This window comes from Rhizobium sp. 2MFCol3.1, from assembly GCF_000377565.1.
In the GTDB taxonomy this organism is placed as follows: Bacteria; Pseudomonadota; Alphaproteobacteria; order Rhizobiales; family Rhizobiaceae; genus Rhizobium.
On the sequence record NZ_KB898353.1, the window covers coordinates 336,635 to 349,054 of the forward strand.

General features: G+C 61.8%; 11 protein-coding genes. 2 read left to right on the top strand and 9 right to left on the bottom strand.

Annotation, left to right across the window (positions count from 1 at the left end; genetic code table 11):
* The first annotated feature begins 138 nt into the window (after positions 1 to 138).
* Entirely contained in the window at positions 139 to 2,031 is a 1,893-nt protein-coding gene (locus tag D460_RS32400) for a diguanylate cyclase (protein WP_018896698.1), read from the top strand.
* 230 nt (positions 2,032 to 2,261) lie between these two features.
* Here the strand turns inward: D460_RS32400 and D460_RS0101395 are convergent, their stop codons facing one another.
* The 8 genes from D460_RS0101395 to D460_RS0101430 all read right to left on the bottom strand — a co-directional run bounded on the left by D460_RS0101395 (position 2,262) and on the right by D460_RS0101430 (position 8,507).
* Positions 2,262 to 2,501 carry a hypothetical protein gene (locus tag D460_RS0101395; protein ID WP_018896699.1) on the bottom strand — a complete coding sequence of 80 codons (240 nt, stop codon included), beginning with the start codon at positions 2,499 to 2,501 and terminating at the stop codon, positions 2,262 to 2,264.
* A 52-nt stretch (positions 2,502 to 2,553) separates the two neighbouring features.
* Positions 2,554 to 2,892, bottom strand: a complete 339-nt coding sequence (locus tag D460_RS0101400; RefSeq protein WP_018896700.1) for a hypothetical protein — start codon at positions 2,890 to 2,892, stop codon at positions 2,554 to 2,556.
* 22 nt (positions 2,893 to 2,914) lie between these two features.
* The gene (locus tag D460_RS0101405) at positions 2,915 to 3,238 is read right to left on the bottom strand and encodes a helix-turn-helix domain-containing protein (protein ID WP_018896701.1); all 324 of its coding nucleotides are present in this window, start codon (positions 3,236 to 3,238) and stop codon (positions 2,915 to 2,917) included.
* 49 nt (positions 3,239 to 3,287) lie between these two features.
* Positions 3,288 to 4,274, bottom strand: coding sequence for a Gfo/Idh/MocA family oxidoreductase (locus tag D460_RS0101410; RefSeq protein ID WP_018896702.1), 987 nt, complete (start codon positions 4,272 to 4,274; stop codon positions 3,288 to 3,290).
* Between the two features lie 367 nt (positions 4,275 to 4,641).
* Positions 4,642 to 5,667: a hydroxyacid dehydrogenase gene (locus tag D460_RS0101415; protein ID WP_018896703.1), complete on the bottom strand. Its 1,026-nt coding sequence runs from the start codon at positions 5,665 to 5,667 to the stop codon at positions 4,642 to 4,644.
* A 169-nt stretch (positions 5,668 to 5,836) separates the two neighbouring features.
* A complete protein-coding gene (locus D460_RS0101420) occupies positions 5,837 to 6,979 on the bottom strand; it encodes a Xaa-Pro peptidase family protein (RefSeq protein WP_018896704.1) in 1,143 nt (380 codons plus the stop codon).
* A gap of 142 nt (positions 6,980 to 7,121) precedes the next feature.
* Complete coding sequence (locus tag D460_RS0101425; protein WP_037110745.1) at positions 7,122 to 7,760, bottom strand: response regulator transcription factor; 639 nt, start codon at positions 7,758 to 7,760, stop codon at positions 7,122 to 7,124.
* Between the two features lie 198 nt (positions 7,761 to 7,958).
* Positions 7,959 to 8,507, bottom strand: a complete 549-nt coding sequence (locus D460_RS0101430) for a cupin domain-containing protein (protein ID WP_018896706.1) — start codon at positions 8,505 to 8,507, stop codon at positions 7,959 to 7,961.
* A 149-nt stretch (positions 8,508 to 8,656) separates the two neighbouring features.
* Between D460_RS0101430 and D460_RS0101435 the strand changes: the two genes are divergently transcribed.
* The gene (locus D460_RS0101435) at positions 8,657 to 9,991 is read left to right on the top strand and encodes an aspartate aminotransferase family protein (protein WP_018896707.1); all 1,335 of its coding nucleotides are present in this window, start codon (positions 8,657 to 8,659) and stop codon (positions 9,989 to 9,991) included.
* 50 nt (positions 9,992 to 10,041) lie between these two features.
* Here D460_RS0101435 and D460_RS0101440 read toward each other — a convergent pair whose 3' ends face one another.
* Positions 10,042 to 12,339 carry an FdhF/YdeP family oxidoreductase gene (locus tag D460_RS0101440; protein ID WP_018896708.1) on the bottom strand — a complete coding sequence of 766 codons (2,298 nt, stop codon included), beginning with the start codon at positions 12,337 to 12,339 and terminating at the stop codon, positions 10,042 to 10,044.
* Between the last annotated feature and the right edge of the window lie 81 nt (positions 12,340 to 12,420).

Here is a 12,420-nt window from a genome sequence, read left to right on the forward strand (position 1 = left end):
CCGTCTCCTCGAGCCTTCTAGTGGCGGCAGGATGAGCTTGCCGCCAAGGCGAGAAGCTGCCGCTACGGATTAAAGGGACGGAAAGAAAATTGATGTAGTTGGGTTCTCTATTGTCCTGAGTTCCAGACCAGACCATCGATGAACGCAACTTGGCAGATACTGCTCGGAAACCTCGCCATCACCGCGCTAGCAATATCGCTGTGGTCGCACGCCTATTATCATACGCGTGTCTTGTCCGAGCGCCGGCGCAACCAGGCGTTCGGCATCGCCATGGGGCTGGGCGCGATCTGTTCGATGATGCTGGCGGTACCGCTGGATCAAGGCGTTTTCGTCGATCTCCGCTATACGCTGGTGGCGGTTTCGGCTCTGTTTGGCGGGCCCTTCTCCGTGCTCTTGACGATCGTGATTGCCTCCGTTTTTCGCCTTTCTGAGGGCGGAGCGGGTGCGGTCGATGGCGTGATCAGCATATGCGTCGTGGGCATGGTCGGGCTGTGCGGCTACCTGATCGTGAGAAGGCGCAAGGTCAGGCTCGCCGATGCGGCCGTGCTTGGGATCGCGGTATCGGCCACGCTGCTCGTGGTCATGTCGGTGCTGATGTCGCAGGCCAATGCACGGGCGGTCGAGCTCGTCGGGTTCCCGATCACGGTTCTCAATTTCCTCAGCATCATGATCGCCGCCTTCGTTCTGATCCAGTTCGAAAGAATGGCGCATGACCGCGATATCCTGTCGGCGGCGTTGACGCAGACGCCCGATTTTCACTACGTGAAGAACCGCGAAGGCAAGTTCGTCATCGTTAACAAGAACGTAGCCGAGCACCACCACTACCCGTCGCCGGCGGCAATGGTCGGCGCGTCCGATTTCCAGCTCGCCACCCAGCGCCGCGCCGAAATGCTCTATGCCGAAGAGCAAGCCTTGATGGAGAGCGGGCAGTCGCAGCTAGACAAGATCGAGTATCTGAGCGAAGGCGGCCGCGATCGCTGCTATTCGACATCGAAAGTGCCGCTGCGCGACCGGACCGGCACCGTCATCGGGCTTGCGGGCGCGACGCGGGATGTAACCGAGGAACGAAAGATCGAGCAGGAGCTACGCGAGAGCAAGGATCTACTGTCGCTCGCCATGGCTGGCATGTCGGATGGCTTCGCGATGTTCGATCGAACTGGCACGCTTGTCTTCAGCAACACCCAATATGCGGCGCTGTTCCCGCTCTCGGGCGACGTCCGCGTGCCCGGAACGAATATTCGCGAGATCCTGAAAAAAGTCGTTGAATCGAACGAGCGGCGGGATTTCCGCCAAGAGATCACCGATGAATGGTTGTCGGAAGCCTCGGCCGCGCTGTTCTTTGACAAGGACGAGCAGCTCGAGCTCCATGACGGACGTTGGCTGAGCCTTCGCACCCGCGTCGCCGACAATGGCATGGCGCTCGTTGCGGTCTCGGACATCACGACGATGAAGCAGGCCGAATTCGCGCTCAGGACAGTTGCCGAGCAAATGAAGAGCCTTGCAGAGACTGACGCGCTGACCGGGCTTCTCAACCGCAGGGCCTTCGACCACGCGATGTCGGTTGCCGTCGAGCGAAGCCGCCTGGAGCGCCGGCCGATGGCGGTGCTGATGATCGATGTCGACCGCTTCAAGGCCTATAACGACACCTACGGCCATCCTGAAGGAGACGCGTGCCTGAAGGCGATTGCCGATTGCCTACGACGCACAATGAACCGTCCCCAGGACGTGCTGGCGCGGTTCGGTGGCGAGGAATTCGTCGTTCTGTTGCCTGATACCGACGAGACCAAGGCGCTGAAGTTGGCGGAGCAGTTCCGCAGCACCCTGCTTGCGCGGGCGATCGCTCACACCGGCAGCGAGTACGGTGTGGTGACGGCCAGCATCGGCATTTCGGCCAAATCCAACTGGAAGCAGCAGATAAGCGCCGCCGAGCTTATTCTCGAGGCCGATCAGGGCCTCTACCAGGCCAAGCGCGATGGCCGCAATCAGGCTATCGCCTGGAACCCGCCAAGGACGAGCAGAGCGGCGCGGTAGCTATTGCCGCCGCTTCTCCGGCCTCCACTGCGCACATTTTCAGCCAATCCGACAAAGAAAAAGGCCGGGGCGAAATCGCACCGACCTTCCTCGACCCGTCTCGACAACGACTGCCAGTACCTCCGTGGTCAGCCGTCAGAGACGAATTATGTAAGTTGAGTGTAACGCAACTTCTGGGAAGTTCAAGCGCCATTTATGGGTTCGTTTTGCGCGAAGACTACCTATTTCGGTCAGCCTGAAACGATTGCCGAAAGCCGATCGAGATCGACAAGCTTAACTTCCAAAGGGACGGGATCGGTCTGGGCGGCGCGAAACCACTCGGCTGCTTCGCGCACCCGGTCGCCGTGCGGCTGAGGATAGGAGCCAAGCCGGATGACCCACTCCCTGACTGTTTCACGCTCCATGCGGCCTGCCAGATAGCGTGCGTGAACGGTCTTTGCGGAGGCGACGAGATCGGAAACGCTGTTCAAGAATTGTCCTCAAATTGATGGGTTGGTTCGATGAGGTCAGATGGCATCGAGCTCAGACCTCTTCCTTCTTCTTGACCTTCACCTTCGGCTCCTCCGGCGTCGGCGCAAGCAGCTTGCGCAGCGATGAGATCTTGTCCTTGACCAGCGGGCGGAAGCGCGTGGCGCGAAATGGCATGTCGGCGGCGCCGTAGCCCTCCGGACCGTCGTCGTTGCCGCGATGCAGTTCCTCCAGCTTCACGCCGAAGAAGGTGCCGTCGATATAGTGCGTGTATTCGCCGACCCAGCGCAGCGTGTAGATCTCGCCCTTGCGGATACCCTGGTCAATGCTGACATGCTTGAACGTGTCATCGATGCATACGACCTTCTGGCCGACATGAAAGTCGTAGCTCATCTCACAAACCTCAACCTCAACTTCACCCGCCGGCACCGGGAGGTGCGTCGTTCTTCATGAATTCCGGATATTGAACAACTTCCGTCTCGACCGTGTCGAACGACTTGCCCGCCGATTGCGCCAGCCGCACGCCCGGCCCGCCCGATATCAATTCTCCGTCCGCTTCGAAGACGATGCCCGAGCTTTCGAGCGCCTGCTTGATCGCGCGCAGTGTGGCGTCGGCACTTTCGGCCCCGCGCTCGATACGATCGAGATCCGCTGCGGAAATGCCGGCGGCGTCGGCCAATTCGGCTTGCTGGAGGCCGAGCATCGCGCGGGCGCCACGGATCTGTGCTGACGTTATCATGATGATTTTATATAACCGGATCGATCTTTTTCTCAAGCTGGACGACGGCTCAAGCGCGGCAGCATCGCTCCCATTCGGTCAGCAACTGCATGATCTCGATGGAATCGGAAAGACGCGGCGAGGGGCGGGGCGCCTGCTTCAGCCCCTTGCGCAGGCAGTCTTCGACGAGGCGAACCTGATGGCCAAAGGCATCGTGGTCCGACGGAACGACGATGCGCTCAGTTGGTAGGCCGTATTCCTCAATCTCCAGCAGATTGTCGCCGGCAACGGGTAGCCATGGATTGGTGAGGAAGCGGACCGAGGCGCGGTCGCCGCGCACAATGAAGTCAAACGCCATGCCATAGCTGTCCGTCGATTGCAGCGTCGCCAAAACGCCCGAGCCGAAGCGGGCGGTGAGCGCCGCGTCACAGATGTTGCCGTCGTGGCTCGACCGGTTGCCATGTCCCGAGATCACGCGATCCGCGAAGGCGTCGGCGCCGAAGGCCGTCTGGATGACGTAGTGCATCAGCGAGGCCGGATAGCAGCCGAGATTGTAGAGCGTTCCGCCGCCCGCCGGATTGACGACCCGCCAGATGTCCGCGGCATAGCCGCCCGAGATCGAGCGTATGGTGCCGAGACGGCCGGATCGGACGATGTTGCCGAGCTCGGCGATGACGGGATGGCTGAGATACATCAGCCCTTCGAGAAAGAAGATGTCGGCCTGCTCGACAGCGGCGGCGAGCGCATGCGCTTCTTCCATCGTCGTGGTCAGCGATTTTTCCGACAGCACCGGCTTGCCGCGCGCCGCCGCCTTGATAACCGCGTCGTGGTGCACGTTGTTGGGCAGGCCGACGTAGATCACGTCGATATCGGGATCGTCGATGATCGCATCGATGGTGGAATGCCTGACGGCGATGCCGTAGCGGTCGGCGAAGGCTGCGAGGCGCTTGGGATCGCGACCGAAGACCGCGCCGATCACCGATCCGTCGCTGCCACTGATGGCTTCTGCCACCGTGTTCGAGATGAAACTCGTTCCGAGAATTCCCCAGCGCAGCATGCCGTATCGCCTTTCGCAAGCGTTTCCACGTGACAGCTGGTTCTATAGCCGGATCGGTCGATCAGTACAGGGGCTTCGTGCTCCGAGGGCTATATCGAGAGCTCCGCGCCAAGCGCATGGCGCATGGCTGCCTTGCGCAAACTTGCCTACCGTTTAGGCGCGGGGGTGTGTATATACATATCCATCGAAGCGATGCATCCTCCTCCCGCAGAGCTTCGACTTTGCAAGTGCCTCACTCCTCCTCCCAGAGGGACTTGCGCGAACAGTAGCACTCCTCCTCCCAGCTGCTGTTCATTTGTTTTAAAAAGCCTGTCGCACCTCCTCCCGCGACAGGCTTTTTTATTTTCTGCTCTATCCCAACACGATCTCAGGACACCGACACAGGCTTCGAGCGCAAACGGCTCGCCGTTGCCGGGTCCGCACGCCGGCAAAGCTGCGGCGGCAGGCCTTTCATGATGAGTTCGGCATCGGCGACGGCCATTGTGCCGAGTTCGTAGAAGGCATCGCGGGTGCCGCCGGTGCGGTGCGCCGAGAGAAGCAGACCCGGAAGCTCGCGCACGGGGTCGTCAGCCGCCACGGGCTCTTCCGGAAAGACGTCGGTTGCGGCGATGATGTGGCCGGATTTCACCGCCTCCAGCATCGCGGGAAAATCGACCACCGCTGCGCGGCTCATCAAGAGAAAGGCGGCGCCCGGCTTCATCAGCTGAAACTCGCGGCGGCCGATGAAACCCTCGTTCTCGCTGGTCACGCTGGCGAAGACGAAAACCACCTGGCTCTCGCTCAACGTCTCGTCCAGGCCGCAGGGAACGCAATCCAGGCGCTCGATAACCTCGCTGGGCAGCCATGGGTCGAACACGCGCACCATGTTCTTGAACGGGCGGATCAGATCTCGAAGCTGCCTGCCGAGGTCGCCGAAGCCGATGATCCCGACCGACGCGCCGGCGAAGCGGAAGACGCCGTCGTTGCCCGCTAGCCCATATTCTTCGCTACCCGCCCGGAATTCGCGGTCGGCCCGGGTGATGCCGCGGGCAAGATCGATCGCCATGCCGAGCGCTGCCTCAGCCACGGGCGATGCGAAGGCCGATGCCGGGGTGATCACCCAGATGCCGCGTTCGACGCAGGCCTGGTAATCGATATTCGGCATGAAATTGGATTCGACGTTGATGATCGCCTTCAGCTTCGGCGCCCGGTCCAGCCGCTCGCGCGGCATATCCGTCTGCCCGAAGATCAGCACCGTCTCGGGAAGCAATGCATCGACCTGCTCAGCTGGCATCTGCCGATCTTCGGAAATCACCAGCTCGCCGAGATTTTCCAGCCGGCGGCGAACATCCGGCTTCATGATCAGATCGAGCGTTCGTGGCAAAGGGTCCACCAGAACAATATTGCGGGTCATCACGTCCTCCTCCATTCCCTGAGAGCAAGACTTATCAGCAAACGCCGCTTGTAACAGGGGGCTGTGGGGACCGTCGCCGTAAAACGATGAGAGGCCGCTGCACGGGCAGCGGCCTCTCATTTCTATTCTGTCTGGCGCCAGACAGCTCAGTCAGGCGATGTCGTGCATCTCACGCAAACGGCTCGGTCGGGCTCTTGCCCGGCTGCGTGAACCATGCCGCGCCGGTCTCGGTCATGTGGATATGATCTTCGAGGCGGATCCCGTAGCGGCCGGGGAAAACGATCATCGGTTCGTTCGAGAAGCACATGCCAGGTTCAAGCGCCGTTTGGTTGCCGCGCACGATATAGGGCTCTTCGTGGATTTCCAGACCAAGACCGTGGCCCGCCCTGTGCGGCAGGCCGGGCAGCGCGTAATCAGGCCCAAGCCCATGGCGAACCATGACCGCGCGCGCCGCGTCATCCAGGCTGGAGCAGGCGGCGCCGAGTGTGGCCGCGTCGAAAACGGCTTGCTGGGCCTCGCGCTCGATCGCCCAGGCGCGGGCAAAGTCCGCATCCGGCTCGTCCAGAACATAGGTGCGCGTCAGATCCGAATGATAACCATCGATACGGCATCCGGTATCGACCAGAATGACATCGCCGGCCGCATAGGTCTGCTCGCCGTCCGCGCCATGCGGCAGCGAGGTCGCTTCGCCGAAGGAGACGATGCAGAAGCTCGATCCGCCCGCAGCACCAAGCGCGCGGTGCTGTTCGTCGATATAGCGCACGACATCCGACGCCAGGACGCCGGGCTTGATAAGGGCGTGCGCGCGGCGGTGGACTTCCAGCGTCAGGTTCATCGCGTATTGGATGATACCGATTTCGGCCGCGGACTTGCGCAGGCGGATATCGCGGATCAGTCGTGCGCCATCGACAAGACGCTCCGCGCCGAGAGCTTTGGCTAGCGCGTGGTAGACGAACAGCGGCAGGGCGTCGTCGAGCGCAACGCGGCTCTTCGCCGTGAGCAGGGCGGCCACGGTCTCTGCGCTGTTTTCGTCTTCCTCCCAGGTCACGATCGCGCCGTCGAGTTTCGGCAAGCTGTCCACGCGGCTGCGCTCGAAACCCGGCACGATGTAGAAGAGGTCGGCCTGCGTGATCAGCGCGCCGACCAGCCGCTCGCTCTGGTGCCAGACAAGGCCGGTGAAATAGCGCAGGCTCTCCGTCGAGCCGAGGAGCACGGCGTCCACGCCGGCGGCACTCATGCGGCTGCGCAGTGTCGACAGCCGCTCGCGGCGTTCGGTTTCGGAAATGGGGGCGGGGCGGAGTGTGGCCGACATGGCTATTCCTCTTGATATGGATGCGCTGTTTTGTCGGTGCAGGTGCGCCGACATGTCAGCAATCAAGCCGCGGCTTGATCGCGCGCAGCTAGTCCTGCTGCAGCCGTCAAGTCAACTGGAAGCGGGATGTCGATGTCAGTTGTTACGGCTGGCGCGTGGCGAGCAGCTCGACCTTGCGCACGAGGTCGGCGACCGAGCGAACCTCCATCTTGCGCATGACGTTGCCGCGGTGAAGCTTGACGGTGATCTCGCTGATCCCGAGATCATAGGCGATCTGCTTGTTCATCAGCCCTTTGCTGACCGCCATCATCACCTCGCGCTCACGTGGCGTCAGCGTCTCGGCCAAGGTGACGACGGCATCGCCCTCGGCGTTGTCGCGGCGTTGCACGGCGTCGCGCTCGATCGCGGTCGAGACGGCATCAAGCAGGTCCTGGTCGCGAAACGGCTTGACGAGAAAGTCCACCGCGCCGGCCTTCATCGCCCGCACGCTCATCGGAATGTCGCCGAAACCGCTCATGAAGACGATGGGGAGCTTGCTTCCCATGCGCTCCAGCTGTCCCTGGAAATCGAGGCCGCTTAGCCCAGGGAGGCGAACGTCAAGCAGGATGCACCCCGGCCGCTTCAAGTCCGCGCCGGCAAGCAGCGCCGCGGGGCTATCGAAAGCGGATACCTCGATCCGGACCGATTGAAAGAGATCGACAAGCGCCTCGCGCACGGAAATGTCGTCATCGACGATCAGCACCATGGGAGATACTGGCTGCACCACGGTCGCTCGTCGCATGTCATTCACGGCATTTCTCCAGAGCTGGGTCATTTCGCGGAGCTCCCTCATCCTGTCGCTTCGAATGCGGGCGTGCTCATCCCTGCACGTTGTGCCCGCATCCTCAAACCGAAGCAACCATAGCCAGACATGAAGGTTGGCCACACTATACTTAGGTTTGGGGTCTCGATGGCCGTCAGGCCCGCGATTGACGTCCCCTCAGAACGTCGGCGGCGTGCAGGCGCTGATCACTTCGCAGGGGACCGGTCCGACGCAGCGAAAGCGGTGCGGGCGCCGGCTCTCGAAATAATAGGCATCGCCGGGGCCCAGGATGCGGCGCTCGTCTTCGACCGTCACTTCCATACGGCCCGAAAGCACGATGCCGCCTTCTTCGCCCTCATGGACGAGCATGACCTTGCCGGTGTCGGCGCCCGGTTGGTAGCATTCCTTGAGGATCTGCAGCTGTCTACCGAACAGGCTCTCACCGACTTGGCGATAGGAAATCGGCCCCTTGCCGATCTCGACCAGCTCCTCGGCGGCGTAAAACGCCTTGCGCGATTTCTGCGGTTCGAAGGCAAAGAACTCGGCCAATCCGATCGGGATTCCATCAAGAATGCGCTTCAAGGCGCCCACCGATGGGTTGGATGAATTGGATTCGATCAGCGAAATGGTGGAGTTGGTGACGCCCGCCCGCTTCGCCAGTTCGCGTTGCGACAGGTTGTGAAGCATGCGCAAATGGCGCAGGCGTTGGCCGATATCGACGGACATGGTGTTTCCAAGGTTTCGAGTGTTCGAAATATAACAACATTCGATTTTGAAGGCCATGATTTTCAATGGGTTGAAAACAGCCAGAAAAGGGCTTGTTCGAGAATCTGAATTGGCCGATCACTTCATCATCACCATTCCGGAGAGACCTCATGGACCAGATCAGCAAAGCAAACAGCCCGTCGCTCGATAACTTCTGGATGCCGTTCACGGCTAACCGCCAGTTCAAGGCGGCCCCGCGTCTGCTCGCTTCCGCCGAAGGCATGTATTACACCGATGTCGACGGCAACAAGGTTCTGGATGGTACCGCCGGTCTGTGGTGCGTGAACGCCGGCCACGGCCGCAAGCGGATCGCCGAGGCGGTCGAGCGTCAGCTGATGACCATGGACTTTGCTCCTACCTTCCAGATGGGCCATCAGATTGCTTTCGATTTCGCCGAGCGCCTGGCCAAGATCGCCCCCGGTGGTCCGAGCGCACAGCTTGATCGCGTGTTCTTCACCGGTTCCGGTTCTGAATCCGTCGATACCGCGCTGAAGATCGCCATCGCCTATCAGCGCGCTACCGGCCAGGGCACCCGCACCCGCATCATCGGCCGCGAAAAGGGCTATCACGGCGTCGGCTTCGGCGGCATCTCCGTCGGCGGCCTCGTCAACAACCGTCGCGTCTTCCCGCAGATCCCGGCCGATCACATGCGCCATACGCTCGACGTCGAACGCAATGCGTTCAGCAAGGGACTGCCGGCTCATGGCATAGAGCTTGCCGAAGACCTGGAACGTCTGGTCGGCCTGCATGGCGCCGAAACCATCGCGGCTGTCATCGTCGAGCCGATGTCCGGTTCCGCCGGCGTTATCCTGCCGCCGAAGGGCTATCTGGAGCGCCTGCGCGCGATTGCCGACAAGTACGGCATCCTGCTCATCTTCGACGAAGTCATCACCGGCTTCGGCCGCCTCGGCACGCCGTTCGCGACCGATTACTTCGGCGTCGTGCCCGATCTCGTCACCACGGCCAAGGGCCTGACCAACGGCGCGATCCCGATGGGCGCGGTGTTTGCAAGCCGCAAGGTCTATGACGCGATGATGACCGGCCCTGAGAACGCCATCGAGCTCTTCCACGGCTACACCTATTCCGGTCACCCGGTTGCCAGCGCCGCCGGCATCGCCACGCTCGAGATCTACGCCGAAGAAGGCCTGCTGACGCGCGGCGCCGGTCTCACGGAAACCTGGCAGGAGGCGCTTCACTCGCTGAAGGGCCTGCCGAATGTCGTCGACATCCGCAACCTCGGCCTGGTCGGCGCCATCGAGCTCTCGTCGCGCGAAGGTGCGATCGGCGCCCGCGCCTATGACGTCTTCGTCGATTGCTTCAAGAAGGGTCTGCTGATCCGCGTCACCGGCGACACCATCGCGCTCTCGCCGCCGCTGATCATCGAAAAGGATCAGATCGAGACCATCGTTTCGATTATCGGCGACGCGCTGAAGCGCGCAGCCTGATCAACTCGTTTCGGGCCTCGTTTTGACGAGGCCCGAAACACGCATCGAGCCTACTGCGCGGTCGCGCCCGTGACCGTCACCGGGACGCCCTTGTAAGCTGGCGTACCTGAAGTACGGTCGTAGGCCGAAAGCGCGATCAGCGCGTTCATCTCGGGGTAATAGCCGGCGATCGATCCTCTCGGAATATTGTACTCGATCGCGGTCAGGCCGCGCGCGCTGCGCGACTTTCCATCGGGTGACGGCAGGGAGACGACATTGATGATGTCGCCATCCGCCAATCCGCGTTTCGCCAGGTCATCCTTGTTCATGAAGATGACGTCGCGGCGGCCGAAAACACCGCGATAGCGATCATCCAAGCCGTAGATCGTCGTGTTGTACTGGTCGTGGCTGCGCAGCGTCGTCAGCACGAGTGCGTCGGGGTTCTTCACCAACGGGTCCTCATGCAGGCCACGGCCGATGAGGAAATTCGCCTTGCCACTCTCCGTCTTCCAGCGCCGATCCGAGGCCGGCACGTCCAGCCGGAAGCCGCCGCGAACGCGCACGCGCTTGTTGAAGTCGAAGAAATCGGGAAAGACGATTTCGATCTTGTCGCGGATCCTGTCGTAATCAGCGACCATGCCATCCCAATCGATGCCATAACGATCGCCCAGTGTCGCTTTTGCGATACCGGCAACGATGGCCGGCTCGGATTTCAGCATTTCGCTCGGTGGGTTCAGGAAGCCGCGCGACGCATGCACCATCGACATGGAATCCTCTACGGTCACCGATTGCGGGCCTGTCGCCTGCGTGTCGAGATCGGTGCGGCCGAGGCACGGCAGGACAATCGAGGTCTTGGCGATCAGCAGATGCGAGCGATTGAGCTTGGTGGTGATGTGTACCGCGAGATCCAGCTTGCGCATCGCTTCGAAGGTGACCTCAGTGTCGGACATGGCGACCGCCAGATTGCCACCGAGGCAGATCAGCGCCTTGGACGTGCCCTCCATGATCGCTTCGACGGATTCGATCGCGTTGTGTCCCTTCATGTCCGTCGGGCGAAAGCCGAAGGCCCGCTCCATCCCGTCGATGAGCGCCTTGTTGGGGATCTCGGTGATACCGACCGTCCGGTCGCCTTGGACGTTGGAATGGCCACGCAGCGGGCAGATGCCGGCGCCGGGGCGGCCGATATTGCCGCGCAGCATCAAGAGATTGGCGAGCTGCTGGACATTGCCCGTGCCGTTGCTGTGCTGGGTGATGCCCATGCCGTAGCAAAGGATGACGCTCTTGGCCTTAACATAGACATCGGCAGCACTTTTCAGCGCCTCCCGCGTCAAGCCGGATACGGTGACGATGCTATCCCAGCTGGTGTTGTCGATATCCTCGCGCAGCGCCTCCAGGCCGGTCGTGTGCTCGGCGATGAAGGCGCGGTCGAGGACGCCAGGTCCGCCGGCGGCGAGATCGGCGTCATCGATCTCGAACACCCACTTCATCAGGCCCTTGAGTGCTGCGAGATCGCCGCCGGTGCGGACCTGATGATAGGCCGAGGCAATGCGTGTCGACGACAGCGTCGCCATTTCGACCGGGTCCTGCGGCGAGGCGAATTTTTCGAGCGCGCGCTCCTTAAGCGGATTGAAGACGATGATCGGCACGCCGCGCCGCGAGGCCTCGTGCAGTGTCGCCATCATGCGCGGATGGTTGGTGCCCGGATTGTGGCCGAAGCTGAAGATCGCATCCGTGTGGTCGAAATCCTCGAGGAGAACCGTACCCTTTCCGACGCCGATCGACTTCGGCAGGCCGACGCTGGTTGCCTCGTGGCACATGTTCGAGCAATCGGGAAAATTGTTGGTGCCATAGGCGCGCACCAGAAGCTGATAGAGAAAGGCGGCCTCGTTGGACGCGCGCCCGGATGTATAGAACTCCGCGTGATGCGGGTCGTCCAGCCGGTTGAGCCCGGCGCCGATGCGCGCGAAGGCATCGTCCCATTCGATCACCTCATAGCGATCGGTCTCGGCGTTGTAGATCATCGGATGCGTCAGGCGGCCCTCGTCTTCGAGACTGTGGTCGGTCCATTCCCACAATTCAGACACCGTATGCTTCGCGAAAAAGCTCGGGTCGACGCGCTTGGCGGTCGATTCCCAGGTGATCGCCTTGGCACCGTTTTCACAGAACTCGAAGGACGAGGTGTGCTTGGGGTCCGGCCACGCGCAACCGGGACAATCGAAGCCCTCGGGCTTGTTGGCCTTCAAAAGCGTCGCGGACCCCTGCGCGACTACCTGTTGGTGGGCAAGCGTCTTGGCGACGGCGCGCAGCGCGCCCCATCCGCCGGCCGGTGCGTCATACTTCTCAATTCCTTCGGGCCGCTTCTTCGCCATGGTCTGCTTCTCCACACTCTGTCCAGCCAGCGTAACACCTGTCGATGCCGCGCTGCACTATACCCAAGCATAGGATGTTGC

Bases quoted from the DNA above. Each gene is read 5' to 3' on its own strand.
- D460_RS0101400 (WP_018896700.1), bottom strand. From the start codon at position 2,892: ATGAGCTACGACTTTCATGTCGGCCAGAAGGTCGTATGCATCGATGAC.
- D460_RS0101425 (WP_037110745.1), bottom strand. From the start codon at position 7,760: ATGCGACGAGCGACCGTGGTGCAGCCAGTATCTCCCATGGTGCTGATC.
- D460_RS0101410 (WP_018896702.1), bottom strand. From the start codon at position 4,274: ATGCTGCGCTGGGGAATTCTCGGAACGAGTTTCATCTCGAACACGGTG.
- D460_RS0101440 (WP_018896708.1), bottom strand. From the start codon at position 12,339: ATGGCGAAGAAGCGGCCCGAAGGAATTGAGAAGTATGACGCACCGGCC.
- D460_RS0101435 (WP_018896707.1), top strand. From the start codon at position 8,657: ATGGACCAGATCAGCAAAGCAAACAGCCCGTCGCTCGATAACTTCTGG.
- D460_RS0101430 (WP_018896706.1), bottom strand. From the start codon at position 8,507: ATGTCCGTCGATATCGGCCAACGCCTGCGCCATTTGCGCATGCTTCAC.
- D460_RS0101420 (WP_018896704.1), bottom strand. From the start codon at position 6,979: ATGTCGGCCACACTCCGCCCCGCCCCCATTTCCGAAACCGAACGCCGC.
- D460_RS0101415 (WP_018896703.1), bottom strand. From the start codon at position 5,667: ATGACCCGCAATATTGTTCTGGTGGACCCTTTGCCACGAACGCTCGAT.
- D460_RS32400 (WP_018896698.1), top strand. From the start codon at position 139: ATGAACGCAACTTGGCAGATACTGCTCGGAAACCTCGCCATCACCGCG.
- D460_RS0101405 (WP_018896701.1), bottom strand. From the start codon at position 3,238: ATGATAACGTCAGCACAGATCCGTGGCGCCCGCGCGATGCTCGGCCTC.